Source organism: Pseudomonas sp. WHRI 8519 (assembly GCF_040224055.2).
Classification (GTDB): domain Bacteria; phylum Pseudomonadota; class Gammaproteobacteria; order Pseudomonadales; family Pseudomonadaceae; genus Aquipseudomonas; species Aquipseudomonas putida_X.
This window is the reverse complement of the sequence record NZ_CP167996.1, coordinates 3,467,553-3,493,955: the sequence shown is the minus strand read 5'-3', so window position 1 is coordinate 3,493,955 and position 26,403 is coordinate 3,467,553. Positions and strand designations below refer to the sequence as shown.

The 26,403-nt window shown below is 60.7% G+C and carries 22 protein-coding genes and 1 pseudogene; 11 read left to right on the top strand and 12 right to left on the bottom strand.

Going from position 1 to position 26,403, the window contains the following annotated elements; all coding sequences use genetic code 11:
* Positions 1-72: 72 nt before the first annotated feature.
* A complete protein-coding gene (nikR, locus tag ABRP30_RS15910; RefSeq protein WP_349975745.1) occupies positions 73-489 on the top strand; it encodes a nickel-responsive transcriptional regulator NikR in 417 nt (138 codons plus the stop codon).
* A 45-nt stretch (positions 490-534) separates the two neighbouring features.
* On the opposite strand, the gene ABRP30_RS15905 is transcribed toward nikR, so the two are convergent.
* Complete coding sequence (locus tag ABRP30_RS15905) at positions 535-1,026, bottom strand: DUF1543 domain-containing protein (protein WP_349975746.1); 492 nt, start codon at positions 1,024-1,026, stop codon at positions 535-537.
* A gap of 258 nt (positions 1,027-1,284) precedes the next feature.
* On the opposite strand from ABRP30_RS15905, the gene ABRP30_RS15900 reads away from it, so the two are divergent.
* From ABRP30_RS15900 to ABRP30_RS15890, 3 genes are all read left to right on the top strand, one after another.
* On the top strand, positions 1,285-1,590 hold the full coding sequence (locus ABRP30_RS15900; RefSeq protein WP_241803760.1) for a DUF6482 family protein: 306 nt from the start codon (positions 1,285-1,287) through the stop codon (positions 1,588-1,590).
* Between the two features lie 8 nt (positions 1,591-1,598).
* Complete coding sequence (locus tag ABRP30_RS15895) at positions 1,599-3,125, top strand: cryptochrome/photolyase family protein (protein ID WP_349975747.1); 1,527 nt, start codon at positions 1,599-1,601, stop codon at positions 3,123-3,125.
* A gap of 246 nt (positions 3,126-3,371) precedes the next feature.
* Positions 3,372-4,310: a LysR family transcriptional regulator gene (locus ABRP30_RS15890; RefSeq protein WP_349975748.1), complete on the top strand. Its 939-nt coding sequence runs from the start codon at positions 3,372-3,374 to the stop codon at positions 4,308-4,310.
* Here ABRP30_RS15890 and ABRP30_RS15885 read toward each other — a convergent pair.
* Complete coding sequence (locus tag ABRP30_RS15885) at positions 4,287-5,426, bottom strand: porin (RefSeq protein WP_267816561.1); 1,140 nt, start codon at positions 5,424-5,426, stop codon at positions 4,287-4,289. The genes ABRP30_RS15890 and ABRP30_RS15885 overlap by 24 nt on opposite strands.
* Before the next feature lie 378 nt (positions 5,427-5,804).
* Between ABRP30_RS15885 and ABRP30_RS15880 the strand changes: the two genes are divergently transcribed.
* Both ABRP30_RS15880 and ABRP30_RS15875 read left to right on the top strand, forming a co-directional pair.
* Entirely contained in the window at positions 5,805-7,106 is a 1,302-nt protein-coding gene (locus ABRP30_RS15880; protein ID WP_267816559.1) for an MFS transporter, read from the top strand.
* A gap of 1 nt (position 7,107) precedes the next feature.
* Entirely contained in the window at positions 7,108-8,292 is a 1,185-nt protein-coding gene (locus ABRP30_RS15875) for a M20 aminoacylase family protein (RefSeq protein ID WP_241803755.1), read from the top strand.
* An 11-nt stretch (positions 8,293-8,303) separates the two neighbouring features.
* On the opposite strand, the gene ABRP30_RS15870 is transcribed toward ABRP30_RS15875, so the two are convergent.
* The 5 genes from ABRP30_RS15870 to ABRP30_RS15850 form a co-directional block, all read right to left on the bottom strand.
* Positions 8,304-9,266, bottom strand: a complete 963-nt coding sequence (locus ABRP30_RS15870) for a 2-oxoglutarate and iron-dependent oxygenase domain-containing protein (protein ID WP_267816556.1) — start codon at positions 9,264-9,266, stop codon at positions 8,304-8,306.
* Positions 9,267-9,322: 56 nt separating this feature from the next.
* The gene (locus tag ABRP30_RS15865; RefSeq protein ID WP_267816554.1) at positions 9,323-10,432 is read right to left on the bottom strand and encodes a BMP family ABC transporter substrate-binding protein; all 1,110 of its coding nucleotides are present in this window, start codon (positions 10,430-10,432) and stop codon (positions 9,323-9,325) included.
* An 88-nt stretch (positions 10,433-10,520) separates the two neighbouring features.
* A complete protein-coding gene (locus ABRP30_RS15860) occupies positions 10,521-11,447 on the bottom strand; it encodes an ABC transporter permease (protein WP_241803752.1) in 927 nt (308 codons plus the stop codon).
* 58 nt (positions 11,448-11,505) lie between these two features.
* Complete coding sequence (locus ABRP30_RS15855) at positions 11,506-12,606, bottom strand: ABC transporter permease (protein ID WP_241803751.1); 1,101 nt, start codon at positions 12,604-12,606, stop codon at positions 11,506-11,508.
* A 12-nt stretch (positions 12,607-12,618) separates the two neighbouring features.
* Positions 12,619-14,160: an ABC transporter ATP-binding protein gene (locus ABRP30_RS15850; protein WP_349975750.1), complete on the bottom strand. Its 1,542-nt coding sequence runs from the start codon at positions 14,158-14,160 to the stop codon at positions 12,619-12,621.
* A 773-nt stretch (positions 14,161-14,933) separates the two neighbouring features.
* Here ABRP30_RS15850 and ABRP30_RS15845 point away from each other — a divergent pair.
* Complete coding sequence (locus tag ABRP30_RS15845; protein ID WP_349975751.1) at positions 14,934-15,476, top strand: DUF3237 domain-containing protein; 543 nt, start codon at positions 14,934-14,936, stop codon at positions 15,474-15,476.
* Positions 15,477-15,722: 246 nt separating this feature from the next.
* Here ABRP30_RS15845 and leuS read toward each other — a convergent pair whose 3' ends face one another.
* The 5 genes and pseudogenes from leuS to ABRP30_RS15820 all read right to left on the bottom strand — a co-directional run bounded on the left by leuS (position 15,723) and on the right by ABRP30_RS15820 (position 22,836).
* Positions 15,723-18,317 carry a leucine--tRNA ligase gene (leuS, locus tag ABRP30_RS15840; RefSeq protein WP_349975752.1) on the bottom strand — a complete coding sequence of 865 codons (2,595 nt, stop codon included), beginning with the start codon at positions 18,315-18,317 and terminating at the stop codon, positions 15,723-15,725.
* Between the two features lie 182 nt (positions 18,318-18,499).
* Positions 18,500-19,021, bottom strand: coding sequence for a hypothetical protein (locus ABRP30_RS15835; protein ID WP_349975753.1), 522 nt, complete (start codon positions 19,019-19,021; stop codon positions 18,500-18,502).
* A gap of 684 nt (positions 19,022-19,705) precedes the next feature.
* Positions 19,706-20,106: pseudogene (locus ABRP30_RS15830) on the bottom strand (IS5 family transposase); the annotation flags it as partial.
* Positions 20,107-20,519: 413 nt separating this feature from the next.
* Positions 20,520-21,299, bottom strand: coding sequence for an enoyl-CoA hydratase-related protein (locus tag ABRP30_RS15825; protein WP_267816544.1), 780 nt, complete (start codon positions 21,297-21,299; stop codon positions 20,520-20,522).
* Between the two features lie 13 nt (positions 21,300-21,312).
* Positions 21,313-22,836, bottom strand: coding sequence for a 3-hydroxyacyl-CoA dehydrogenase (locus ABRP30_RS15820; RefSeq protein ID WP_349975754.1), 1,524 nt, complete (start codon positions 22,834-22,836; stop codon positions 21,313-21,315).
* Positions 22,837-23,022: 186 nt separating this feature from the next.
* On the opposite strand from ABRP30_RS15820, the gene ABRP30_RS15815 reads away from it, so the two are divergent.
* The 4 genes from ABRP30_RS15815 (at position 23,023) to ABRP30_RS15800 (ending at position 26,400) form a co-directional block, all read left to right on the top strand.
* Complete coding sequence (locus tag ABRP30_RS15815; RefSeq protein ID WP_267816540.1) at positions 23,023-23,781, top strand: GntR family transcriptional regulator; 759 nt, start codon at positions 23,023-23,025, stop codon at positions 23,779-23,781.
* Positions 23,778-24,404: a glutathione S-transferase family protein gene (locus ABRP30_RS15810; RefSeq protein WP_267816538.1), complete on the top strand. Its 627-nt coding sequence runs from the start codon at positions 23,778-23,780 to the stop codon at positions 24,402-24,404. Before ABRP30_RS15815 ends, ABRP30_RS15810 begins: the two co-directional genes overlap by 4 nt.
* 87 nt (positions 24,405-24,491) lie before the next feature.
* Positions 24,492-25,172 carry a glutathione S-transferase family protein gene (locus ABRP30_RS15805; protein ID WP_349975755.1) on the top strand — a complete coding sequence of 227 codons (681 nt, stop codon included), beginning with the start codon at positions 24,492-24,494 and terminating at the stop codon, positions 25,170-25,172.
* 16 nt (positions 25,173-25,188) lie between these two features.
* A complete protein-coding gene (locus ABRP30_RS15800; protein ID WP_267816534.1) occupies positions 25,189-26,400 on the top strand; it encodes a CaiB/BaiF CoA-transferase family protein in 1,212 nt (403 codons plus the stop codon).
* The last annotated feature ends 3 nt before the right edge of the window (positions 26,401-26,403 follow it).

Genomic DNA, 26,403 nt, shown 5'->3' with positions numbered 1-26,403 from the left:
TTCACGGAGGCCGTAGGCTAAAGCGCAGTGGGTATGATGTCTATGTAAAATCATCTTACTGGAAGTTACCAAATGCAACGAATCACCATCACGCTGGATGAGGAGCTGCTCGACGTCATCGACCGGCGGGTGGCGAGCCAAGGCTATCAGGGCCGCTCGGAGGCCATTCGCGACCTGTTGCGTGCGGGCATGCGCGAGTCTGAAACGTTGCCGGATGATGCCGCCTGCGTGGCCGTGGTCAGCTACCTGTACGACCACAGCACCCGCGAACTGCCCAGGCGGCTCAACCAGACCCCGCATGCCCACCACGACCTGACCCGGTCCACCTTGCACGTGCACCTGGACGCCGGCCATTGCCTGGAGGTCTCGGTGTTGCAGGGCGAAAGTGGCCGCATTGGCGAGGTGTCTCGGCAATTGATGGTCGAGCGTGGGGTGGAGCATGGCCAGGTGCAGGTGATGCCGGCGCCGGGTCAGGCCAAGGTGCGCTGAGGAACGGGATCGCTGCCCCAGCGCCGATGCCAGGCAGCCGGGGCCTCAGAGCAGGATATAGTCGCTGTATTGCCGCAGCCCGCCATGCGCACCTTCTATCAAGTGCACATAGCGCCCGCCCACCAGGTCGACTGGCAGGCAATCGTCGACCTCAAGCACTGCATCGGTATGCGGCTTGAGCCAGCCTGCCTGCATGCGTTGCTTGCCCAGGTGCTTGGCCTGGGCCTTGTCCCTGGCCACTACCAGCAGGTAGCGATGTGCCTCACCGAACACCTGTGGCTCGTAGCCACCCAGGTTGATGAAGAACAGCCGCATGTCGTCCGGGCCTGGCGCCAGGGGGCTGAACGCGACACGGTAGCGGTCGATACCGTCGACTTCCAGCCACGAGTCGATATGCAGGCCTGGACGGCTGCCGAACCAGCCTTCGCGCAGTTGCGGGTACGCCTGCTGCAGTGAGTCCGCCTGCGCGAACAGCACGTCGTGCACCTCGATACTGGCCCGTGGGTGGCGGCCACCGAGCATGACTACATACAGCATGAGCAATTCCTTCACAGGGCCGAAGCCACCTATTCTGCGGGTTATGAGGCCGGTCGACCATCGTCTCTCGACTCACCATTACCTGCCGGCTCTGGCGCCGGTCGCAGCGGCCCAGGGGCCATCACTAAAGATGAGCCTAAATCTATACAATAAAAACCAAAACCTATACATAAGTCTATTATTGTATAGGATTTACTGAGTCTGACATTTGCAAATGCCCCCCTGCGCAGCTGAAGCCTGCCTGATGGAGTACACGCCATGAACCTGCACAACCTGACGGAGCTGGCCGCAGCCGGTAACGTTCGAGAACTTGAGCTGCTGTCGCTGGAAGGCGGCTTTTACATCCTGCGCGCGCTGACCGAAGAAGGGCCGCTCACCCTTAGCGATGCGAACGGCCAGGCACTGCGCTTGCGCTCGACGACCGAGCTGCGCCAACTGTTGGCCGATCTGCCGCCCGTGCCTTGCATGCTGGTGCAACAGGTGGTGCATGACGAGATGTGCGGCCAGCGCAACGGCCCTGTCGAGCCCCTGCGCGTGCCGGTGACGCTGGCCAGCCAGTGGTAAACCGTGCGATGCGCCTGGGCCTGGTGCTGGGGGATCAGCTGTCGTTCGACCTGGCGAGCCTGGCCACGCTGGACCCTGCACACGACGTTATCCTGATGGCCGAAGTGCAGGGCGAGGCGCGCTATGTGCCCCACCATCCGCAAAAGATCGTGCTCATCTTCAGCGCCATGCGCCATTTTGCCCAGGCGCTGCGTGATCGCGGCTGGCGGGTGGAATATGTGGAGCTGAACGCACCCGGCAACAGCGGCAGCATCGTCGGTGAGTTGCGCCGTTGGCAGCAGGCGGTGGGGGCGACGCACATCCACCTGACCGAGTGTGGTGAGTGGCGCCTGGAGCAGGCGTTGAACGATGCCGGCTTACCGCTGGTATGGCATCGCGATACACGCTTTCTGTGCTCGCGCGAGGCGTTCGCACGTTGGGCGAAAGACCGTCGCCAATTGCGTATGGAGCATTTCTACCGCGGCATGCGCAAGCGCTGCGGCCTTTTGCTGGAGCTCGATGGCAGCCCTGTGGGTGGGACCTGGAACCTGGACGGTGACAATCGCAAACCCTTGCCACGGGGGCTACGTGGGCCATTCCCGGCGCGTTTTGAGCATGACGAAATCACCACGGCGGTCGTGGCGCTGGTCGGCGAATGCTTCAATGACCACTACGGCGCGGTCGAAGGGTTCGACTATCCCGTGACCCATGAACAGGCCCAGCAGCTCTGGCAACATTTTCTCGAGTTCGGCCTGGCCGCGTTCGGCGACTATCAAGACGCCATGGCCGAAGGCGAGCCGTTCCTGTTCCATGCGCGAATCAGTGCGGCCCTGAACATCGGGCTGCTGGATGTGCGGCAGTTGTGCGACGACGTGGACACTGCCTGGCGTGAGGCGCGCATACCGCTCAACGCTGCTGAAGGGTTCATCCGCCAGCTGATCGGCTGGCGCGAGTATGTGCGCGGCATCTATTGGCTACGCATGCCTGAGTATGCCGCGCTCAACTACCTTGGCAACGACCGTGCGTTGCCGGAATTCTACTGGACCGGGCGTACCCGCATGCGCTGCATGGCGCAGGCCATCGGCCAGACGCTGCAACTGGGCTACGCGCATCACATCCAGCGGCTGGTGGTCACGGGCAACTTCGCACTGCTCGCCGGTATTGTGCCCAGCGCGATATGCGAGTGGTACCTGGCGGTGTACATGGATGCCTTCGATTGGGTGGAGCTGCCGAACACGCTCGGCATGGTGATGCACGCCGACGGCGGCTACCTGGGGTCCAAACCCTATTGCGCCAGTGGCCGTTATATCCAGCGCATGTCCGACCATTGCAAGGCTTGCAGCTACAAGGTCGAACATGCGGTAGAGGAGGATGCCTGCCCATTCAATGCGCTGTACTGGCACTTCATCATCCGCCATCGTGACCTGTTGGCCGGCAACCCCCGCCTGGCCTTGGTCTATCGCAGCCTTGAGCGCATGTCGGTAGCCAGGCGTGAAGGCGTGTGGGCGCGGGGCGAAGCCTTGTTGGCCCGGCTCGACAATGGCCAGAGCCTGTGAAATAACCGTTCGATAAGCGACCACTTTTCCATGATCTGCAGCTACCGCTGGGCAGCCATCATGCACATTTGTGATGCTCGCAGATCAACCGCTCGGCGCAGTGCTCGCAGGTTCTGGATGCCAAGCCCGGCAGCAGGGCGTTCGGCGCCAGGCTGGGGCTGATCATGAACCGATTCCGGGCCTTCTTTTTGCAGTTCAAGGTGAGCTGCAACCTGAAACCCGCCGCTCTCGATAAGGTGTTCACGCTTGAAACTTCATCAGCTCAAGGCGCTTGTCGCCATTCACCAGGGGGGGAGCATTCTCGAGGCCTCCAAGATCCTGCACATCACCCAACCTGCCCTGAGCCGTTCGATCAAGGAGCTGGAGCGGGAGCTTGGGTTCATCCTCCTGCAGCGGTCGTACAAGGGCATGGCGTTGACCGATGAGGGCAAGCGCATCATCCGCCATGCCAACCTAGTGGTGGAGAGTATCCGCCGTTTGCAGATCGAGGCGGCCAGCATTCAGGATGCTGCATTGGGGGCGGTGTCGATCGGCGTCACCTCGCTGACGGCGATGCTTGACGGCGTGGATGAGAGCATCCTGGCTTTTCGGCGCAAGTACCCGCGGGTGAAAATTACCATCACCGACCTGCGCCCCAGCCAGATCCTGCAACGCCTGCGCGACGGTAGCCTGGACTTCGCCATCACCTCCCAGCAACCCTTGAGCCGTCTGAATCTGGATTGGGAGGCGGTGGGCAGCATCAAGGGCAAGGTGATCTGCCATGCGTCCAACCAACAGAAGTTTTCCCAGTCGCTGCGTTCGCTGCAGTACGCCAACTGGATCAGCCTGGACGAGTTGAGCGATCAGGCATCGCAGTTCCACCAATTGTTCGAGGTCAACGGCCTTCGGGTGCCGCCGAACGCAGTGGAATGCACGTCGATAATGATGGCCCTAAAGCTTTTGAAAAACACCGAGTCGCTGATGACCATCAGTGAACTGGCCGTGAACGACGCCACCACCTTTGCCATCCGCCCAGAGTTCATTCAAGTGGCGGTGCAGGAGTTGGTCCCCGACTATCCGATCAACCTGGTCTGCATCGACCGCGATAGCCTCACGGCTCCGGCTCAAGAACTCTTCCACAGCTTGCGCGCAAGAGTCCTCAAGACGCTGCCACGTGACGTTTCAGAAGTGGTAGTACATGCCTAGTGAAACATTGCTTGGGTCATCGCCCACCTGATCGACAGGGGTGCCTGCGTAGGTCACCGATGACGCGCTCTGGTTGGCGATCATGCCCACGCGCGCATAGGCGGCCCAGCGCGGGTTGAAGAAATGGTCGTAGCCCAGCATCACGCCCAGCGCGTCTTTGTCGCGGGCCGACACCGACCGCTGGACCACCGCCAGCCTGAGCACGTCAAGCTTGCCCACCGGGGCCATCAGGCCGAAGGTGTAAACGGTGGTACTGGGTGTGCCGGCTTGGTCTACCTCTTGGCGTTGCCAGGTCAGGCTGGTGGACAGCGGGCCGAAATCATAGAACGCCGACAGGCTTGTGAAGTGGTTGGCAGTCTGTCGCGAGTTGCCACCATCGTCCCACGGGTCGCTGTAATACAGGTTGTAAGACCCCAGCAGGATCACACGGCTGTTCCGGTACTGCAACTTCGCACCCCCACCACGCACCGTACGCCCCTGGCTGGCGACATCATCGAAGCCGAAGCTCACGGCCGTTGCGACGCTGAAGCCGTTCATGCTCGGGCTGGTGTAGGCCAGGGTGTGCTTGGGCCGCAGGTCGAGATAGTAGGCGCCTCTGCCGGCAGCAGGTATGGACAGAAACGTATACGGTGAGCCGTATGCCGCCAGAAACGGGTCGGCGTAGGTCGGGGTGCTCACCCCGTAGGTTTTGCCGAACTCAAGCCTGCCCAGGCTGCGCGAACGCAGGGCGACCGTTGCCAGGCGCAGCGTGCCGATAGTGTCCCACGTCCCCTCCATGGCCTTGCCGTTCAGATTGAAGCCTTCTTCGACGTCCAGTTCCAGCACCATATCGGGGGCAACTGCTTTGCGGGCATACAACCCGAGCTTGTTGGTCCAGGCGCCGCCGCCTGCAAGTTGGAAACCTGAGTGGTGCTCGGAGTCGTGGTAGCTGGCGAATGCATCCACGGTACCGTAGACCTTCAGCTTGTCATCGAAACCCTGATCTACCCCGTAGTAACCGAACCCGGAAGCCAACCGGTTGAGGGTAGGGAAGCCCTCGGCCTCAGCCTGCGTGGCAAGACAAATCCCTTGGCTCATCAACAGCAACGACACGGTGCGAGTGATGCAAGTATTCATTCACGACTCCAGGCACAGGATACGGTCGCGCTAGATTCGATGAACATCAGGTTGCAGCGTGATTGCTTGTTTGGCCAACGTATGCCTGTTGGTTAATAAGGTGGGTTGGACTTGGCAGGGCCGGGAAACGATGGCCACCAAGCGGCTGCCTGGCAGTGCGCGATCCCTGTTCCCAGCCCAGTGCGTGGCCGATTCCGGTGACCCTTATCGGGGCACATGGACGATGCCAGGGCATCTGTGCGCCATGCCAAGGCAAAGCGGCCACATCAGCGCCAGGTCAATTAACCATTGGTTAGCTCATTGCCAAAACCGCAAGTGTGTTGGCAGCGCGATTGGCTGATAGTCACTGCATGCCGTGATTCGCCATCGGAGATAACAATGAACAGACCGCTACCTGCACCTACGATCCTGGAGGCCGGGCCAAAGCGTCATGCGCAGGCATCATCCTCACGCAGAACCCTGATAGCGTGCTCACTGGGCAACGCGCTGGAGATGTACGACTTCACGATCTACAGCTTCTTCGCAGTGCTGATCGGCCGGCACTTCTTCCCGTCGGAGTCGGCACTGGCCTCGCTGCTGATGTCGCTGGCAACCTTTGGTGTGGGCTTTTTGATGCGCCCTGTCGGGGGCATCATCATCGGCCGGTACGCCGACAAGCATGGCCGCAAAGCCGCCTTGAGCCTGACGATCGGTTTGATGACATTGGGCACTGCCTTGATCGCCTTCGCGCCGACCTATTCGCAAGTGGGCATCTTTGCAACGTTCATGCTGGTCGCCGGGCGGCTCATTCAAGGGGTGTCGGCAGGTGGCGAGGTCGGTACCGCATCCGTTTACCTGATGGAGTCCAGTACTGCCGCCAAGCGCTGCCAGAGCGTGAGCTGGCAGGCGGCCAGCCAGGGGTATGCCGCGCTGGTCGGGGCGGGGTTCGGGTTCACCCTGAGCCAGTTGCTGGACCCGGCCAGCCTCGAGAGCTGGGGCTGGCGCATTCCATTCATTTTCGGCCTGCTGATCGGCCCGGTAGGCTTGTATATCCGCAACCGCCTACCCGAAACCCATGAGGCCGCGGCGGCACAGGAGGGCAGGCAGCCGCTGGACCCGGAGCTGCTCAAACGCATCGGCCTGGGCATCGGCCTGATGGCCAGTTCCACCATCGGCATGTACCTGTTCGTGTTCTACATGCCCACCTACCTGACGACCGCCATGCACTACCCGCAAAGCAGTGCCATGGCGATCGCCGGCATCAGCAGCGGCTGCATGGCGATCATATGCCCGCTGGCCGGCAAGTTCGCCGACAAGTACCAGCTCAGGAAACGCCTGCTGGTCTGGACCATTCTTGCGCCCGTGGTGCTGACGCTGCCGGTGTTCTACGTGCTTGGGCACGTGCAGCACATGGGCCTGGCGATGATGTGTGTCGCGGCGTTGATTCTGCCGACCTGCATAGGCGCCGGCGCGTACTTCGCGTTGATCATGGAGGGCTTCCCCAAGGCACAGCGTGCCTTTGGCACCTCGGTCAGCTACAGCCTGGGGGTCACGCTTTTCGGTGGGTTTTCGCCACTGATCGCTACCTGGCTGATTGCCGCAATGGGCACGCCATTGGCACCGGCCTACTACCTGTTGGTGGGTGGTGCGGTAAGCCTGGTCTGCCTCAACTACTTCCCTGAAAACAAAGGATGCGAATGACATGGGTACCTTCGAACGAAATCAAGCGCCGCAGCTGGCCGAAGACCTGGACGCGTTCATCAAGATCCGCCGCCAGATCCATGCCGCGCCAGAGCTCGGCGGCGACACGCCTGACACTGCTGCCCTGGTGGCGGAGAAGCTGCAAGCCTGGGGCTATGAGGTACACCGTAATGTGGGCGGGCACGGCCTGGTAGGGGTGCTTAAAGTGGGCGACAGCCCCCGCAGCATCGGGCTACGGGCAGACATGGACGCGCTGCCCATGAGTGAGAAGAACCCCTTCGCGCATGCCAGCAAGATCCCTGGGCGCATGCATGCCTGTGGCCATGACGGGCATACCGCGATCCTGTTGGCGGCGGCTTCGCGATTGGCTGCCACGCGCAACTTCAACGGTACCTTGAACCTGATCTTCCAGCCCGACGAAGAAGGCCTGGCCGGCGCCAAGGCCATGATCGATGATGGGCTGTTCGAGCGTTTCCCGTGTGATTCTGTGTACGCGCTGCACAACATGCCGGGCATGCCGGTGGGCACTTGCGTGGTGCAGAGCGGGCCGACCATGGCGTCTTCCCAGCGGGTCAGCATTCGCATCAGCGGCAAAGGCGGGCATGGCGCCATGCCGGAGCTTGCGGTGGACCCGATCTCGGCGTTGAATAGCCTGATCAGTGGCATCCAGACCATCAAGTCGCGCAACCTGAGCGTTGAAGAGTATGCGGTGATCAGTATCGGCATGATCCAGGCGGGCACGGTCTACAACATCATTCCCGATGAAGCGAGCATGTTGCTCAGCGTGCGCACCGATACGCCCCAAACCCAGTCGAAGATCAACCAGCGCATCGAGGCGCTGGTCAAGGGGCATGCCGAGAGCTTTGGGGTGGAGATCGCGCTGGACTTTACCCAGCTGGCGCCTGCGCTGAGCAATAGCGAGGCGCAAAGCGCACAGCTGCGTGAAAGCCTGCGCCCGCTATTTGCCGAGGGGCAGATGCTGGCGCGGATGCCCAAGAAGGTGATGGGAACCGAAGATTTCGCCTACATGCTCCAGGCGCGGCCGGGGTGCTACTTCATGCTGGGCAACGGCACAGGGGAGTTCCACGGTTGCTCGGTCCATAACCCGCACTATGACTTCAACGACGCACTGGTGAAGATCGGCTCCGATTGCTGGGTGAAGTGGGTTGAAGACTACCTGAGCTGATGTGGCGCAGGCTACGTGGCCTGCTCACGGCGATAGGCATAGGTTTCGGCGAAGCGCGACAGCATGTAGGCGCTGCACGAAACCGGCGGGTACTTGGGTGGGTTGTCGGGGCTGGAGCAGTTGGGCAGGCAACTGATCATCGTGTCCGGATGCGGTTCGGCAAAGAACGGCATCGAGTAGCGGTGCGCGCCCTGCGGGCTGACGACCCGGTGGGGCGTTGAGGTGTACCTGTCGTTGCTCCAGCGCGCCATCATGTCGCCGATATTGACCACATAGGTGCCCTCGATCGGCGGCGCATCGATCCACTGGCCATCCACGCTCTGCACCTGCAGGCCGCCGGTGCTGTCCTGATACAGCAAGGTGACGCACCCGTAGTCGGTGTGCGCGCCGGCGCCTTGTTGGTCGATGCTGCTGGCAGCCTGGCGCGGCGGGTAGTGGATCATGCGAAAAACGCTGATGGGGTTGGCGAAGCGCTGGTCGAAGAAATCCTGCTCGATGCACAACGCCTGCGCCATCGCTCGCAGCAGGGTGAGTGACAGGGCGTGCATGTCTTGGTAATGCGCTTGCAGCAGCGCCTCCCACCCGGGGATGGCGGGGTGCCGATTGGGCCCACGCAGTGGCTTTTTCGCGAGCACGTCGGGATGATCCGGGGCCATGTGAAAGCCCATGTCGAAGGTTTCTTTCAGGTCGCTTGGCCGGCTCGGGTCCAGCTGTTCGGTGGCGATGGCGCCGTAGCCGCGATGGTGCTCGCTCTGGGTGATGTCGATGCGCAGCTTTTCCTCGGCAGGGCAGGCGAAGAACTGTTCGGCGGCCGCTTTCAGTGCGCCAATGCGGCTGGCCGGGATGGGGTGCCCCTTGATGTAGTAGAAGCCCCACTGCCTGCAGGCGGCGTCGATCTGCCGGGCTACGGCCAGGCGGGCGGTGGGATCTTGCTGGTACAGCGGGCTGATATCGATGATCGGCAGGGTGTTCATGAATGGCTCCGTGAAAGGGCGGTGCAAGCGGGAGCGGCTGGCGCTCCCACCCGTGTTTACTTGGGCAGTTGCGCCGTGATGCCTTTGACGTAGTAGTTCATGCCTGCCAGTTCGGCGTTGCTGGCCACGGCGCCTGCGGGGATCTTGACCGCACCCGCCTGGTCCAGGATCGGGCCGGTGAAGGGGTGGAACGTGCCGTCCTTGATGCTGGCGATGATCTGTTCGGCGCCGCTTTTGACGTCGGCGGGTACCAGGTCACTGATGGGCAGCTGGACGGTGCCATCGGCAAGCCCGCCCCAGTAATCCTGGGGTTTCCAGGTGCCGTCCATGACCGCCTGAGTGCTTTTTATGTAGTGCGGCCCCCAATTGTTGACGATGGAGGTCAGCACTGCCTTGGGCCCGAAGTGGGCCATGTCCGAGGCGTAGCCGACGGCGTAGATGCCACGCCGTTCGGCGGCCTGGATCGGTGCCGGGCTGTCGGTGTGCTGGAACAGCACGTCAACGCCCTGGTCGATCAGGGCGTTGGCGGCATCGGCCTCTTTGCCCGGGTCGAACCATGAGTTGACCCACACCACCTTGATTTCGGTACCAGGGTTGTATTTGTCCAGCGCCAACTGGATGGCGTTGATATCGCGCAGCACTTCGGGAATAGGGAAGGAGGCCACATAGCCAATCTTCTTGCTCTTGGTCATCTTCGCGGCCAGGTAGCCGCCAACGTAACGGCCTTCGTAGGAAGTGGCCAGGTAAGTACCAAGGTTCTTGTCCTGCTTGTAGCCGGTGGCATGTTCGAAAGTGACCTTCGGGAACTGCTTGGCGACTTTGGCGGTGGGGTTCATGTAGCCGAACGAGGTGGCGAACACCAGGTCATAGCCGCCCTTGGCCATGTTGCGGATGACCCGCTCGGCATCGGCGCCTTCGGGCACGTTTTCGACGAAGCTGCTGTCGACCTTGTCGCCGAATTGCTTGATCAGGGCCTGGCGGCCCTGCTCATGCTGATAGGTCCAGCCATGGTCGCCGATCGGGCCGATATAGACGAAGCCAACCTTCAGTGGATCGGCGGCGACGGCGGTCAGGGCGGTGCTCAGGCCAATGGCGGCTGCCAGGGCGCGCAGCAGGTGTTTGCTTTTATTGTGAGGTTTCAAGGTGTGGCTCCTGTAGGTCTTCATATTGGCTGTGTAAGGCGCGTTGGTAATGCAAGAAAACAGAGCAGAGGGGCATCGATAGCGGTGCACGGTGCAGCCCAGGCGCGAGGCCTCAGCGCCCGGTCTTCCACGGCTGACCCAGTGAAACCGGGGCGTACAGGCGGGTTTTGATGGCATCGCGCGACAGCACCACCAGCACCAGAATCGTGGCCACATAGGGCAACATGGCCAGCAGGTTGGCAGGGAAGCTCACGCCGATACCTTGGGCCACCAGGTGCAGGATGCTCGCCAGGCCAAACAGGTAGGCACCGAGCAGCACCCGCAACACCCGCCAACTGGCGAATACCACCAGCGCCAGGGCGATCCAGCCGCGCCCTGCGGTCATGTTCTCCGCCCACATCGGGGTGTAGGCCAGCGACAGGTAACCCCCGGCCAGCCCGGCCATGGCACCGCCGAACAGCACCGCCAAGGTGCGCACGCGCAGCACGGGCAGGCCCATGGCGCTGGCGGCGTCGGGGTTTTCACCAACCGCCTGAAGGATCAGCCCGGTGCGGCTTTTGAGCAGCGTCCAGGCGATCAGCACGAACAGGCCGAAGGACAGGTAAACCAGTACATCCTGGTTGAACAGCATATGGCCGATGACCGGGATGTCCGCCAGCAGCGGTATGGCCACCGGCTCGAAGCCGCTCAGGGGCTTGCCGACCCAGGCGGTGCCGACGAAAGAAGACAGGCCGACACCGAAGATGGTCAGCGCCAGCCCCGTCGCCACCTGGTTGGCCTGGCAGCCGAGTGCTACGAGTGCGAACAGCGAAGCCAGCAACATGCCGGCCAGGCACGCCATCAGCACGCCAAGCCAGAGGCTGCCGGTGGCGTAGGCGGCGATGAACCCTACCACCGCGCCGAACAGCATCATGCCTTCCTGGCCGAGGTTGAGCACGCCGCTCTTTTCGCACACCAGTTCGCCCAGGGCGACCAGTAGCAGTGGGGTACCGCAGCGCACCATGGCGTAGAGAATGTTGCCAAGCAGATCGAGATCCATAGTCGAAGCCTCAGCCTGCACGCGGTGGGCGGCAGGTAAACGAAAAGGTCATGGGAATTCAGGCGCTGGCAGGTTTTGCCAGCGGCGCGCGCCGGCGCCAGTTCAGCTTCAGGCGTAGCCGGTAGAGGATCAGCACGTCGCAGGCCAGCAGGTAGAACAGCATCATTCCCTGGAACAGCCCGGTCAGCGATTGCGGCAGGTTCAGGCTCATCTGCGCGTTCTCGCCGCCCAGGTACAGCAGGGCCATCAACAACCCGGCCACCAGAATGCCAAAGGGGTTGAGGCGCCCGAGAAACGCGACGGTAATCGCCGCGTAGCCGTAGCCGGGAGATACCTGCGGCACCAGTTGGCCGATCGGCCCGCTGACTTCGCTGACCCCGGCAAGGCCTGCCAGGCCGCCGCTGATCAGCAGCGCCAGCCAGACCAGGCGCTTGTGGCGAAAGCCGACAAACCCAGCGGCGCGCAGGTCCTGCCCGAGCACCTTGATCTGGAAACCCAGGAAGCTCTTGTGCAGCAGCACCCACACCGCCACCAGTGCCATCAGCACGAAGTACAGGCCGATATGCAGCCGGCCATCCTCGAACAGCGCCGGCAGGCGGCTGGCATCGCCGAACATAGCCGACTGCGGGAAACTGAACCCTTCGGGATCCTTCAGTGGCCCGTGAACGAAGTACAAGAGCAGGTTCAAGGCGATGTAGTTGAGCATGATGGTGGTGAGGATTTCGTTGGCATTGAAGTGCGTGCGCAGCCAGGCTGCGAGTGCCCCCCATAGCGCACCGGCCAGCGTGCCGGCGAGCAACACCCAGACCAGCGCCCAGCGGCTTTCCCACTCGATGAGGTGGATCGCCACGGCACTCCCGGCCAGGGCGCCGATCAGCAGCTGGCCTTCGGCGCCAATGTTCCAGATGCGGGCTTGGTAGGCCACAGCCAGGCCGAGGGCGCAGAGCAGGATCGGCAAGGCTTTGAGCAGCAGTTCCGAGAGGCCGTAAAGGTCGCTGATGGGTTCGATCAGCAACGTGTGAAAGGTCTGCAAGGGGGCATGCCCCTGGGCGCTGAACAGGATCGCCCCGCTGAGCAGGGTCAACAGGGCGGCAAGCAGGGGTGACACAACGAGCATGGCACGGGACTGCTGGGTACGGGGTTCGAGGGATAGCAACATGAGGGGTTCTCGTCAGGCGGCGTCTTGCGGGGCATCGAACTGGCCGGCCATCCAACCGCCGACCTCCACGGTATGGGCCTGCGCGGTGGCCTTGAGCGGCGACAGGCGGCCACTGCACAGCGCGCCGATGCGGTCGCTGATCTGGAACAACTCCTCCAGGTCTTCGGAAATCACCAGGATTGCTGTGCCGGCGTCGCGCAAGGCAATCAGCGCACGGTGAATCGCTGCGGCAGCTCCGACATCCACACCCCAGGTCGGGTGGGCAGCGATCAGCAGCTTGGGGGCCTGCAGGATTTCGCGGCCGAGGATGAACTTCTGCAGGTTGCCCCCGGACAGGCTACGTGCCGTGGCCCGGGCATCCGGCGCTTTGACCGCGAAGCGCTGGATGATCTGCTCGGCCAGCGCGAACACCTTGCCTGAACGGATCAGGCCGCGGTTGACCAGGCCCTGCTGGAAAGCGGTGAGCAGGGCGTTGTCGGCCAGGCTCATGTCCGGCACCGCGCCATGCCCAAGGCGCTCGGCCGGTACGAAGGCCATCCCCAGGGCGCGGCGGGCGTCGGGGTAGAGGTGGGCCATCGGCCGGTTGTCGAGGGTGATGCGTTCGCGGTCGCTGGCGGGCAGGCGTGTTTCACCACTGAGCAGGGCCAGCAGTTCGTCCTGGCCGTTGCCGGCGACCCCCGCGATGCCTACGATCTCGCCGCTGCGTACTTCCAGGCGCAGGTGTTCGAAGGACGTGCCGAATGGGTCTTTGTTGCGCCAGGTCAGGTCGTCCACCCGCAGGCGTGGCAAGCCCCCGGCGCTTTTCGGGTAACTTGCCTCCAGCCCTTCGGCATCGCCCACCATCATTCGCGCCAGTTGCAGATCGCTGCATTGCGCCGGGTCGCAAGCGCCGGAGACCCGCCCACCGCGCAACACGGTGGCGCCATGGCACAGGGCACGCACTTCGTTGAGCTTGTGGCTGATGAACAGGATGCTGCAGCCCTCTGCGGCGAGTGTGCGCAGGGTGACGAACAGTTCGTCGACCTCTTGCGGGGTAAGCACCGAAGTGGGTTCGTCGAGGATCAGCAGCTTGATCGGCTGCATCAGGCAACGCACGATTTCCACGCGCTGGCGTTCACCGATCGACAGGCTGTGCACCAGGCGCTCAGGTTCCAGGCCCATGCCGTAGCGTTGGGACACTTCGCGGATGCGCGGCGCCAACTGCTTCGGCGTACCGGCATCGCGGCCAAGCGCCAAGGCAATGTTTTGCGCGACGCTCAGGGTTTCGAACAGGGAAAAGTGCTGGAACACCATGCCGATGCCCAACGCGCGGGCGCGGGCAGGGTCGCGCATGTGCACGGGCTGCCCCTCCCATAGCAGCTGGCCGGCATCCGGCGCCGTGACGCCGTAGATGATCTTCATCAGGGTGCTCTTGCCCGCGCCGTTCTCGCCGAGCAGGGCATGGATTTCACCGGGCGCGATGCGCAGGTCGATGCGGTCGTTGGCCAAGGTGCCCGGGTATCGCTTGGTAATGGCACGCAGCTCGAGGCGCAATTGCGAGGGGGATGTGGACATGGGACTGCTCGGGGTCAGGGTGATGAGCAGTTGCACAGCAAAAACATGGCCAATTGGTCAGATTATTGTTCAAGGGCTTGTGTTAGAGGGGCTGCAGGGCGGGAAGGGCGCACGCTTGGTGAGTGGTCTAGCAGCGGTATGTGTGGTTTTGGGGCGCCAAGGTGCCAAATTGGGGCGCCGGGAGCAGGGGCTTGGGCGGCGCGGCAAGGTAGTAGGGTTGTGGCGTCTTAAGGGTGTGTTGGCGCCTTGAAAGTCCGGGTGACTGGGCTGGCCCGATCGCCGGCAAGCCGGGCTCCCACAGGTTCACCGGGGGCCTGAGGGCGTGTGCAACCTCAGGGGCGGCGCTGTAGTAGAGAGCGTGGGGGCGGGGACTATCTGCAACGGCGTGAGTATCTTTTGGGACTACAGGAAAGGGAATAAAACTGAATCCTTTACCCGTCGGCTGTAACGGCATGTAGCGCAGGCCGGTGTCCTTCTGGCTACAGCAGTATCCTCGAGATCGAGTGTCGCCCGCTTGGCGCTGAGCTCAAAGGTATTGAAGGTTCTGCGGCAAGACCCTATGACCTTGACAATTTATTGGTTAACAAAAATAATCGTTAACAATGTTATCCACATACCAATAACAAAGGATATTCTGTGCTCATGCAAGCGTTTATTGCACGTCCCTCAGCGGTCGCCGCTCGGTGCTGTCAAGGATTCCCGCCTCTGTGGTGTGGCGCATCTCGGGGCCTGAACCCTACACACTCCAATATCCATTCACTGCAGGAGGCAGCATGATGAGCCTTGGCAGAGGATTGCTCGTGCTGCTGCTTGGTGTTTGTACAGGTCTTGCCCAGGCTGCCAGTTACGCTCCGCCCCCGCTCAAGCTCGAACCCCTGGCGCGCTTCACGGTGGACCTGGTAGCGCCGGTGTGGGAGTTGGGCGAAACCAGCGCGCAGGGCAAGCGGCGTATCATCCCGATCACAGGCGGCCATTTCGAGGGGGCCAGGCTCAAGGGCACAATCCTCAATAACGGCGCCGACTGGCAGATCGTCAGCCCCGAGGGTGTGGCAATCATCGACACCCGCTACCTGCTGCAGACCGACGACGGTGCACTGATCTACCTGCGCACCGAAGGCTACCGTTACGGGCCGGCTGAGGTCATGAAGAAAGTTGCCGCTGGCGAAGATGTCGATCCCAGCCTCTACCAGTTCCGCATCACACTGCGTTTCGAGACATCGGCGCCCCAGTACGCCTGGCTTAACCGCACGGTCGGCGTGGGTAGCGCAATGCGCTTGGGTAATGCAGTGGTCTACGATGCGTTCGAAGTGAAATAGTTATCTGTATAAACTATCGTTTCACCGCTGCCCGCTTTGTTGCAGGTGAGCAGGCTGTGCTGACGGGTTCATACCGAATCGCCCCAGGCTAGGAAGCACCGGGGGCAGGACCTGCCTGGCTGTCCGGACCATGACGCTGGCCTGGTCCGGGTCGCCTTTTCAGCCTTTAACAAAGCGCTGGAAAACTTCTTCGCCTTGGACGTCGTAACGCACATTGACGAACCGATTCAGGGGCAGCCCGCAAAGTCAGACGATGAAGTTCACCAATCTGTTAGGTACCACGATCATTCTCTCAGCGCCCACCAGATATTTGCTCAATACCGCATCGCAGAGTGCCTGGCCACGGATCGTGTCGTGGTCGGCGTCGGCTTGGACGAGTATTTCCCCACGCAGCTTGCCGTTGACCTGCACCATCATCCTCACTTCATCCAGTTTTAGCGCTTCGCTGTCCGGGGTCGGCCAGGCACTATCATAGATCGCGCCAGGGAACGCGAGTGCTTCCCAGAGTGCTTGGGAAATGTGCGGAGTCACCGGATGCAGCACCTGCAGGAGAATGGCCATGGTCTCCCGACAGACTTGTCGGCCAGCACCGCGGGCTGCTTCGAGCACTTTGAGCATCTTCATCGCGCCCGAGACGACGGTGTTGTACTGCAAGCGCTCATAATCGTAATTGATCTGTTGCAGTAAGCTATGGGTCTGGAAACGCACACGGCTAGCTTGCGCGGCATCCGTCACCAGGTCGTCACTTTCCTGCCAGCGCGCTTGCTCGTCAACGGCGAAGTTCCATAGACGGCGCAGGAAACGATAAGCCCCTTCGACACCGCTGTCGCTCCAGATCGTGCTCTGGTCCGCAGGCCCTGCGAAAATTGTGAACAGGCGGGCGGTGTCTGCGCCGTACCGGTTGATGATGTCCTTGGGTTCGACCACGTTGTTCTTGGATTTGGACATTTTTTCCACGCCGCCCAGGCTTACGGGCATGCCATCTTCGATCGCTGTGGCGCTGACCGGGCGGCCCTTTTCATCGTGGTGAACCGATACCTCGGCGGGGTAAAACCAGCGTCGGCTGCCGTCTTCAGCTTTGCGATAGTAGCTCTCCCGCAGCAGCATGCCCTGGGTGAACAACTTCTTGAACGGTTCACTGAAGTCCACCAAGCCCTCGTCGCGCATCGCCCTGGTCCAGAATCTGGCGTAGAGCAAGTGCAGCACCGCGTGCTCAATGCCGCCGATGTACTGGTCGATGGGCATCCAGTAGCGATTGCCAGATCCGACCATTGAGGTGTGGCAGTCCGGGTCGCAGTAGCGCATGAAGTACCAGCTGGAGTCGACGAAGGTATCCATGGTGTCCGTTTCCCTAAGCGCGGGAGCGGCGCAACGCGGACACGCGACGTGGCGAAACGCATCATGCTGCTGAAGCGGATTGCCAGTGCCGTCGGGAATACAGTCAGTTGGCAATACTACCGGCAGATCCGCATAAGGCACTGGCACATCGCCACAGTGGTTGCAATGGATGATTGGGATCGGCGTTCCCCAGTAACGCTGTCGGGAGATGCCCCAGTCACGCAACCGCCAGGTGGTGGCTTGCTCGCCGCGTCCCAGCTCGGTCAAGGCTTCGCAGATGGCGAGGGATGCCTGCTCCACAGTGAGGCCATCGTAGGTGCCTGAATTGATCAGGCGACCTTCACGACTGGCATAGCGATCCGACCATGCTTCAGGGACGTAGGCTGCTCCTTCGAAAGCGACCACAGGGCGTATGGGCAAGCCATACTGACGGGCAAAGTCGAAATCACGCTCATCGTGGGCAGGCACTCCCATCACGGCGCCTTCGCCATACTCACCGAGCACATAATTGGTGATCCAGACGGCGATTGTCTCCCCGGTCAATGGGTGCTCGACGTGTAAGCCGCTTGGGATGCCGAGTTTCGCTTGGGCAACGTCGGCGGGGCTGGCCTGCGCCGACTGCCGCAACGCCTGTACCTTCGGTTCCAGGCCAGGATCGAGCTCGATGGCTCGCTTTGCCAGAGGATGATCAGGGGAAACTGCGCAGAACGTCACACCCATCAGCGTATCAACGCGGGTGGTGAACACGTACAGCTTGCCCGCGTCGATTAACCGCCCGTTGGTATCTTCGATCGCGTGGAGGAAGGCCAGGCGGACTCCACTGGCCTTGCCGATCCAGTTACGCTGCATGCTGCGAACCATGTCCGGCCAGTCCGCCAGTGTATCGATGGCCGACAGCAGTTCTTCGCCATACTGCGTGATGCGCAGGTAGTAGCCAGGAATCTCACGCTTTTCCACCAGCGCTCCTGACCGCCAACCCCGCCCGTCTACCACTTGCTCATTGGCCAACACGGTTTGGTCGATAGGATCCCAGTTCACTATCTGGGTTTTCTTGTAGGCCAATCCCTTTTCCAGAAGCTTCAGGAAGAACCACTGGTTCCACTTGTAATATTGCGGATCGCAGGTGGCGACTTCGCGTGACCAGTCGAACGCCAGGCCGAGCGGTTGCATCTGGGATTTCATGTCGGCGATGTTCATCCGAGTCCACTCCGCTGGAGGCACTCCCGATTGCATGGCGGCGTTTTCCGCTGGCAGGCCGAACGCATCCCAACCCATCGGCATAAGGACGTTGTAGCCCTTCATTCGCAAGTGGCGGGCCAGCATGTCATTGATCGTATAATTGCGCACATGGCCCATGTGCAGTTTCCCGGAAGGGTATGGCAGCATGGAGCAGGCATAGAATTTTGGCCGGCTTTGGTCTTCGGCAGCCTTAAAGACTTCATCGCGAAGCCATTTGGCCTGAACCGTGCTTTCGACCCAGGCGGGATCATACTGCTGTCGCATAGACGCTCCTCAATGTTAGTGGCGCCGAGTGGCGACCAACCGTTTGGCATATTCGTTTTTGTTGAATATCACTTGGCCTAATGAACTACATCTGTCACCGATGTAGGGGGGCAGGGCAGTTTGATAGAGATCGGATTCGTCAAGGCAGTCTTGGCGTACTGCTCGGGGTGCAGCGCGGAGCGCTACAACAGGCTTCTCGGAGCGGGCTGGCGCATCGTCAAGCGCTCACCCATGGGCAACCGGCAGCCCCTGGCGGGCCCGCTCGACCTCGGCGCGTACAGCATGAACGGACGCTGTCCATCGGTAAAAATGCCGACTGCCAGCAATGGCAACGATGCTACGACCCCCGCGCTGAATGAGGTTGCGGTGAAGACGCTGCACTTGCAGTGGGCAGACATTGCCTGCTCTAGTTCATCCAGTTCTTTCAGGCGGACGCGGATGCGGGAAGTCGGCAGATTGACGGTACCGCTTTGTAATACATAGTCCGCCGCGCGTCTGGCCAGGCGAGGATCGATCTCCAGCCCGAGATAGGAACACGAGCACATGCTCATGAAAGCGTGCCCGTTCTGATCGACCATGCGGCTTCGCTCGGCATGCCTGACGCTCAAGTCGGTCGATCCGGAGTTCTGTGCGAGTTGCCAGGAGGGATTACCAATTTCGACCGTCCTGGCGGTATTTATATATTGATTCTTCACGTCAGACATAAGCCTTCCATTTGCCTTGGTCAAACATCAATAGAATTGTCTTTGTGTGTTCCGAGCGTTACCCGGCATCTCTGGGGTTCATCGTGAAGAAACTGACCTGATGTAAAAGGCCGGTCACCGTCGAGAGTGAGCGGTTGGTTGGTCGGTGAGGTTGAATATGGCCAGCGTCTAACTTTGATGTCAAGCGTTTCTTTTAAGAATGTACGATGAGCTTTGAATAGTAACGCCAAGGGTGATTGTTGTTGAATCATCTAATCCTGGGTGCATGGGCGGCGGTCTCAGGGCTTGGGTGCGTGGTCTCTGAGTATGCTAAGGCCCAATGTTTCTGGTTCGTTGGAAAAGATCGTTGACATGTTTAATAGTGTCGATTGAGCTGTAAGAAAATTCCCGGGAATAAGTAGGACTAATTTCCGCAGTGTTTAGTTTTTGCTGCGGCTCTTGATATCTCCATAATGTCGACTGTAGACGGTTGTTGGTCCAAGTGGCCATCAAGATAGATGCCGTCTAATTGTCGTATGCATTGCGCGGGCATGCGTTCGATGGTGGCAAGTCCATGGTGCTAATCGTCGGCATTATGTCGCCATCGGAGAAAAACCTATGGCCTTGAGCCTCTCTTCTTTCGTGAACTTTACTTCCCCTGCGAAGGCGTGAGGACGATGGACAAGACGGATCAGTTCGGCGCGTATCACGGGCTTGGCCGCCAGAGAGGAGAAAGCGCAGCGGTGTTCCGTTGGCGTCGCAGAACATGTGGGTTTTGAGAGCCAGGCCGCCGCGACGTCGGCTTAGAGCATGAAGGGCAGGCTCGTCAGGCCCCTTTTCCCGGCGCCAGATAAGGCTCGGGTTGCGCGTACTGCGGTTGAGTCGATCATCCAGGTTTGCGGATCGATCAAGCCCTGCTTATTCAATCTCAGGTGCAGACGGTTGAGCACCTGCTCGAACGTCCATTGGTTTCGCCAGCCCCGAGACCGTTGATAGGCCGTTGACCATGGGCCGAAGCGCTCAGGCATATTTCGCCATGCAGCACCCGAGCAGAGCACCCTCAGCACGCCATCGAGCAGCAGTCGGTCGCTCAGTGGGGGCGGCCCCGGCCATGGGTTTCGATGAAGAGATCGGAGACCACATCCGTTAATGGCGCGTGACTATACAAAATCTCAGCGCTGGAGGCGATGATTAGGTTTCACGGGTTTCGTACCGAGCCTAGGTCAATTGCAAAGCGTTCGGCGACGAGCAGCGAGTGATTGTTCAAAAAGCGGGTTGTTGATCGTTAGGCTGGTCTACGACGGGTCTGAAGTCAGGTTTACCCCGTTGCCCGCATCGGCGCGGATGGTTTGCGCCAAGTCCTCCGGCAGGGTGGTGATATTGCGCTCACTCCGGATATCAGCCCCAGCAAATCCAGGAATGCACCGATGCCAGGGGCTTCATGGGAGGCGTCTACGCGGCTGGCAACGACTCCCCCGCGCTTAGGCCGAATGCGATCCTGCCACCAGTGCAGCCGGCATTAGCGCCCGCGATAAGTTGGCTTGCGTTTTTCCAGGAAGGCGGTCATGCCTTCTTTCTGGTCCTCACTGTCGAACAGTTGCACGAACGCGCTTCTCTCAAGCTTCAACATGCCATGCAGGGGCGCATCCTCACCGGTCGACAACAGTTCCTTGATTGCCAACACAGCCAGGGGCGGCTGACCGGCGATACGCGCTGCGATTGCACACGCGCGCTGCAATGCAGCCCCCTCGTCGCACACTTCTGAAAGCATGCCGGCATTGAAAGCCTGTTCAGCGGTGAGAGGTTCACCTGTGAGAGTCAGCAACGCTGTCCGATACTTGCCGATAGTACGCAGTAAGCGCTGAGTACCGCCCGCGCCTGGCATGATGCCAACGTTGATTTCCGGCTGACCCAGGCGCGCCGTCCGCGAGGCAATGATGATGTCGCACGCCAAGGCAAGCTCGCAGCCGCCCCCCAAGGCGTACCCTTCAACTGCGGCGATCACAGGCTTTTTGCAGCGGTCGACGACTTCGAACAAGCGTCCGGTTTGCAGGGCCGTGTGTTGAGTGGGGGTCATGTCACGCATCTCGGCGATATCTGTCCCAGCAACGAAGTAGCCACCGGCACCGGTGATCACCAATGCATGAACGCGTGGGTCGCCTGCCAGCGTCGCTACGGCCTCGGCGAGCAGGTGTTTGATTTCCAGGTTCAGGGCGTTGCGACGCTCAGGCCGGTCGAGGGTAATGATGGCGTAGCCATCTGGATGAATTTGCTGGTGAACTGGGTTTGTTGAAGGCATTTGCGGGCTCTATTCAGCGTGGGTTCCAGGGCGTGTTGGTCAGTGCCTTGCGGCGCAGTAGCGCACTGGCGCGGTAGCGGCCATCGGGGTAAGCCCGGGCCAGGTTGTCAAGGGTTGTGACCACGTTGTGGCTGCCGAAGCCGTCGGCCCAGGTCAGCGGGCCGACGGGATAGTTGACGCCCTTGAGCATGGCAAGGTCGACAGCCTGAGCAGTGGCGATGCCTTGACTGACGGCTTGCGCCGCTTCGTTGGCAAGCATGCAAAGCGTTCGTGTCACGAGCATGCCCGCCACGTCGTCGATCATCACCACCTGCTTGCCTAGCGCCTGGAAAAAGCCGACCGCGCTGTTCACAGAGGAGCGTCTGCAGGTGTCTGCGCTGCTGAGCACAACCAGGGAAGCCGCTTCAAGATTGGTGGAGGCGTCGAACAGGACAACCTGGTCGAGTGCCTGAGCGGTCGCTATCTCAATAGCGGTCACTCCGAGGGACGGGCGTACCTGCACACCGTCAACCATCAGATAACCGTCGCCGTTGTGCCTTTCGATGCGGCATCCGTGCTGCTCGGCCAAGCGCCGCAATGTTTGCGCGCCAGGGAAGTCGCCAAATTGCTGCACCAGGGTCGGCGCCGGGCAGGCGGGTTCGAAGGTGATTTCATTCGGGTTCGACGGCTGGTCGTATCGGTAAAAGCCCCGGCCGGTTTTCCGCCCCAGCCACCCTGCGTCTACCAGTGCTTGCTGGATCAGCGAAGGACGGTAGCGGGGGTCTTGGAAGAAGGCGTCGTAGATGCTTCGCGTCACTGCAAAATTGGTGTCGTGGCCGATCAGGTCCATCAGCTCCAGCGGCCCCATACGAAACCCGCCTGCATCACGCAAAGCGGCATCGATGACCGCAGCAGGCGCAACCCTGTCCTCCAGCGCAAGCAGTGCTTCGGCGTAGAACGGCCGGGCGACGCGGTTGACAATGAAGCCTGGCGTCGACTTGCACTCGACAGGGCTTTTACCCCACTTGATCGCAAGTTCACTGACCTGCGCTATGACGGTTGGGCAGGTGGCTTCGCCTTTGACCACCTCAACCAGCGGCAACACCGTTGCCGGGTTGAAGAAATGCATACCGACCATGCGCTGAGGCTTCTGCAAGGTTGCCGCGATTGCCGTGATCGAGATGGATGAGGTGTTGCTGGCCAGGATCGCGTGTTCGCCAACGACTGCTTCGAGCGCTCTGAACAACTCTTGCTTGATTTCCAGGCTTTCAATGATCGCTTCAACCACGAGTGAACACGAAGACAGTTCGCTCAGCTCGGATGCGAGGGTCAGTCGTGCCAGACATTCGTTCCTTTGATCGCCAGTCAGGTGCCCGCGCTTGACCCATCGATCCAGCGATGAGGTGACGCTTTCGGCGCCCTGGGTCAGCGCTTGTTGGCGGGTGTCGTGCAGGTACACGGCATGCCCGGCTCGTAATGCCACCGCGACGATGCCCGCACCCATCGTGCCTGCTCCTATGATGCCGATGCTAGCTGCTGTGCTCAGTGCGGTACTCATACGTGATATCCGTGTAACAGTGCGAATGATGGCGCTACTGTACGTACACCGGATTTAAAAGGTCAATAGGATGACCTATAGAATTAATTGCGCCCAAAAGGCTAATAATGCAAATCTATGGTTTATGCGATACTGACGGCGCGCGATCAAGGCATGCCCTGCGGGGCTCACAGATGAGACGAATTGATGAAAGACCTAGATGCATTGGCCAGCAAGTCAGGCATTGATTTCAGCCGTAGTGGTGTGGCCCGTTACATTCAGCTAGCCACTTTATTCCGCCGCAGGATCGAGCAGGGGTTGTGGCCGGTAGGGGGGCAGATTCCCACGGTGGATGACCTGGCAGCGGAGTGCAGTGTGGCTCGCGCAACTGTTCGGCAGGCACTGGACATCCTCGAAGAGGACAAGCTGATACGTCGTTTCCGTGCCAAGGGCACCTTCGTCATTCAGCAGCCACAAGAGCAGATGTGGTGTGAAGTGCCCACTGACTGGTCGGGCCTTCTGCTCTCACCGGAAGGGGTCACGACAGAGGTGTTGTCTTTCGACGTCAAGGCCCAGCCTGTAAACGTGCAGCACAAAATCGGTGAAATGGCGCCGGAATACCGGTGCTGGCGGCGTCGCCATCTGCGCGAAGGCAAACCGTATTACATTGGTAACGCATTCATCGACTCGCGGCTGGTGCGCAAGATTCCGGCGAAACTGCTCGAAACCCACACCACCTTGCGAATCCTCAAGGACCTGCCCGGCCTGACGCTCAAGGAGGTGCACCAGACGATCACCATTGGTACAGCGGACCTTGCGACGGCAGAAGCGCTGGAGATCCCGCTCAATGCACCGGTCGCCTATTGTTATCGGTCTGCGATAGATGACCAAGGGCGGTTGGTCTTTGTCGGGGATGGCGTGTACCGAGGAGACGTGGTCAGGCTCGACGTCAAGGTCAGCGTATGACTGCCATGATGACGCTTCATTGGTCGCCACTTTCGCCCTTCGTGCGCAAAGTCATGTGCGTGATCCATGAACACCGGCTAGCAGACGAGGTGCGCTGCGTGCGCACCAAGGTCTCACGGCACGTGCCCAATCCCGCGCTGCTGGCTATCAACCCGTTGTTGCGCATTCCTACCCTGGAGCTGAGTAACGGCGCGGTCTTGTTCGACTCTGTAGTGATCTGTGAGTACCTCGATACGCTGGGGAACGGCGCGAGCCTTTACCCGCAGCAGCCCGACAGGCGCTGGCAGGCCCTGCGCTGGCAAGCCTTGGGGGATGGTTTGTGTGACACGCTGATTCTTTGGCGGCATGAGCGTGAGCGGCCCGAGGCTCAACAGCAACAGGACTTTCTGAAGGCCTCCGCGCTCAAGCTCGCGTCGACCCTGCAGTTGCTGGAGCACGAAGTCGCGCAACTGGACGCGGTTGAGTACGGTATTGGCCATATCGCGATCGGCTGCGCCCTGGGCTACTTGGCTGTTCGTTTCGATGACTTGCCGTGGCGGGACAACTATCGCCAGCTTGCCCGGTGGCAGCAAGGCTTCGAGGCTCGCGAATCCAGCCGGTTGAGCGCACCTCCTCAAGCCTGAGGAAAAAATCATCGGATAGGGGATGGCAAGCCCGTTTCAGATAGGTCTATACTTAAAAGGTCATAAAGTTAGCACATAGGATCAAAAGTGACCTTTGCCTCTTCTTCCCGCAGTGCAAGCGAAGCAATGACGCTGCACTGGTCGCCTCGCTCGCCGTTCGTACGCAAGGTGATGATCGTACTGCACGAAACGGGTCTTCTCGACCGCGTCACCTGCGTGCGAAATGTCGTGGGTATGAATCAGCTCAATGAGCAGGTCATGCACGATAACCCTTTGAACAAGATTCCGACGCTGCTGTTGGCAGATGGCCGCAAACTCTACGACTCGCGCGTCATCTGTGATTTTCTCGACGACCTTCACAGTGGCGCCAGGCTGGTCCCAGTGGATCGTAATCAGTATCTGCAAGCCATGATCTGGCAAGCGCTGGGCGACGGTTTCATCGATGTGCTGTTGCTGTGGCGCAATTGGTATATCGACCGTGGCTTGCCCTACGACTGGCCAGAAGATCCCTTTCTTCATGCATTCAACTTGAAATGCAAAGCCGTGCTCGCGGCCCTGGAAGCCCAGGCTGCAGAGCTTGAAGCTGCACCTTTCGGGCTAGGTCATATCGCTATCGGTTGTGCGCTCGGCCAGCTGGATTTTCGCTGGTCATTCATCGATTGGCGCCCTGGGCACCCGGCTCTGGCGCACTGGTATCAGCAGTTTCAGTCGCGACCCTCCGTAGTTGCGACCGCGATTCGTGATGACAATGCGCCCAGCGCCATCTAATTCTGGAGTCCATAACATGGCAGGTCCACTTTCACATATCCGTGTTCTCGATCTGAGCCGGATCATGGCAGGCCCTTGGTCGGGGCAGGTTCTGGCTGACCTTGGCGCTGATGTAATCAAAGTCGAGCGCCCCGACGTCGGTGATGACACCCGTACGTGGGGGCCTCCCTTCCTAAAAGACAAAGCAGGCAACGCGACGAAAGAAGCCGGCTACTACCTCTGCGTGAACCGTGGCAAACGTTCGGTCACCGTCGACCTCGCGGACCCGGCAGGGCAGCAGGTGGTCAGGGAACTCGCTGCCGCGTCGGATATCGTCCTGGAGAACTTCAAGGTCGGTACCTTGAGCCGCTACGGGCTTGGTTACGATGATCTTAAAGCGGTAAAGCCCGATATCATCTACTGCTCCATCACCGGGTTCGGTCAAACCGGCCCCAAGCGTGACAACGCCGCATACGACTTCATGATTCAGGCCATGGGTGGCTTGATGAGCGTGACAGGGGAGCGAGATGACCTCCCTGGTGGTGGCCCGCAGAAAGTCGGCATCCCGATTGTCGACATCATGACTGGCATGTATGCCACCGTAGCGGTTCTGGCTGCATTGGCCCACCGCGACCGCACCGGTGAGGGCGATTACATCGACCTGGCCATGCTGGATGTACAGACGGCGGTACTGGCGAACCAGGCCATGAACCACCTGGTATCCGGTAAGACCCCGCAGCGCGCTGGCAATCGCCATCCGAACATCCAGCCACAAGACGTATTCAAGTGCGCTGATGGCCATATCGTTCTGGCGGTGGGCAACGATGGGCAATTCCGGCGCTTCTGCGAAGTCATTGCAGAGCCAGCACTGGCCGACGATCCACTCTATGCCACCAATCAGGCGCGGGTCGACAACCTGCCTTCCTTGCTGCACCTCATCTGCGAGCGGTTTGCTGAACGCCCGCTGCAGGAATGGCTGCGCGCGCTGGAAGCGGCAAAAGTGCCGTGCGGCCCGATCAATACGGTGCCCATGGTATTCGCCGACGAGCAGGTCCAGGCACGAGAAATGCTGCGCGAGCTTCCCCACCCCCTGGCAGGCGTGGTTCCGCAAGTGGTCAGTCCGATCCGCATGCGCAATTCCAGCCTGGATTTCAACCGTGCACCGCCCCTGTTGGGCGAGCACACGGCTGAGGTGTTGCGTGAGCTTGGCATCAAGCTAGATGTCCCATCCGCCGTCTCGCAGGAGTGAGTC

What these genes read in the sequence shown, in the direction of transcription:
- nikR (WP_349975745.1), top strand. Translation starts at nt 73, where the DNA reads ATGCAACGAATCACCATCACGCTGGATGAGGAGCTGCTCGACGTCATC.
- ABRP30_RS15905 (WP_349975746.1), bottom strand. Translation starts at nt 1,026, where the DNA reads ATGCTGTATGTAGTCATGCTCGGTGGCCGCCACCCACGGGCCAGTATC.
- ABRP30_RS15900 (WP_241803760.1), top strand. Translation starts at nt 1,285, where the DNA reads ATGAACCTGCACAACCTGACGGAGCTGGCCGCAGCCGGTAACGTTCGA.
- ABRP30_RS15895 (WP_349975747.1), top strand. Translation starts at nt 1,599, where the DNA reads ATGCGCCTGGGCCTGGTGCTGGGGGATCAGCTGTCGTTCGACCTGGCG.
- ABRP30_RS15885 (WP_267816561.1), bottom strand. Translation starts at nt 5,426, where the DNA reads ATGAATACTTGCATCACTCGCACCGTGTCGTTGCTGTTGATGAGCCAA.
- ABRP30_RS15880 (WP_267816559.1), top strand. Translation starts at nt 5,805, where the DNA reads ATGAACAGACCGCTACCTGCACCTACGATCCTGGAGGCCGGGCCAAAG.
- ABRP30_RS15875 (WP_241803755.1), top strand. Translation starts at nt 7,108, where the DNA reads ATGGGTACCTTCGAACGAAATCAAGCGCCGCAGCTGGCCGAAGACCTG.
- ABRP30_RS15870 (WP_267816556.1), bottom strand. Translation starts at nt 9,266, where the DNA reads ATGAACACCCTGCCGATCATCGATATCAGCCCGCTGTACCAGCAAGAT.
- ABRP30_RS15865 (WP_267816554.1), bottom strand. Translation starts at nt 10,432, where the DNA reads ATGAAGACCTACAGGAGCCACACCTTGAAACCTCACAATAAAAGCAAA.
- ABRP30_RS15860 (WP_241803752.1), bottom strand. Translation starts at nt 11,447, where the DNA reads ATGGATCTCGATCTGCTTGGCAACATTCTCTACGCCATGGTGCGCTGC.
- ABRP30_RS15855 (WP_241803751.1), bottom strand. Translation starts at nt 12,606, where the DNA reads ATGTTGCTATCCCTCGAACCCCGTACCCAGCAGTCCCGTGCCATGCTC.
- ABRP30_RS15850 (WP_349975750.1), bottom strand. Translation starts at nt 14,160, where the DNA reads ATGTCCACATCCCCCTCGCAATTGCGCCTCGAGCTGCGTGCCATTACC.
- ABRP30_RS15845 (WP_349975751.1), top strand. Translation starts at nt 14,934, where the DNA reads ATGATGAGCCTTGGCAGAGGATTGCTCGTGCTGCTGCTTGGTGTTTGT.
- leuS (WP_349975752.1), bottom strand. Translation starts at nt 18,317, where the DNA reads ATGCGACAGCAGTATGATCCCGCCTGGGTCGAAAGCACGGTTCAGGCC.
- ABRP30_RS15835 (WP_349975753.1), bottom strand. Translation starts at nt 19,021, where the DNA reads ATGTCTGACGTGAAGAATCAATATATAAATACCGCCAGGACGGTCGAA.
- ABRP30_RS15825 (WP_267816544.1), bottom strand. Translation starts at nt 21,299, where the DNA reads ATGCCTTCAACAAACCCAGTTCACCAGCAAATTCATCCAGATGGCTAC.
- ABRP30_RS15820 (WP_349975754.1), bottom strand. Translation starts at nt 22,836, where the DNA reads ATGAGTACCGCACTGAGCACAGCAGCTAGCATCGGCATCATAGGAGCA.
- ABRP30_RS15815 (WP_267816540.1), top strand. Translation starts at nt 23,023, where the DNA reads ATGAAAGACCTAGATGCATTGGCCAGCAAGTCAGGCATTGATTTCAGC.
- ABRP30_RS15810 (WP_267816538.1), top strand. Translation starts at nt 23,778, where the DNA reads ATGACTGCCATGATGACGCTTCATTGGTCGCCACTTTCGCCCTTCGTG.
- ABRP30_RS15800 (WP_267816534.1), top strand. Translation starts at nt 25,189, where the DNA reads ATGGCAGGTCCACTTTCACATATCCGTGTTCTCGATCTGAGCCGGATC.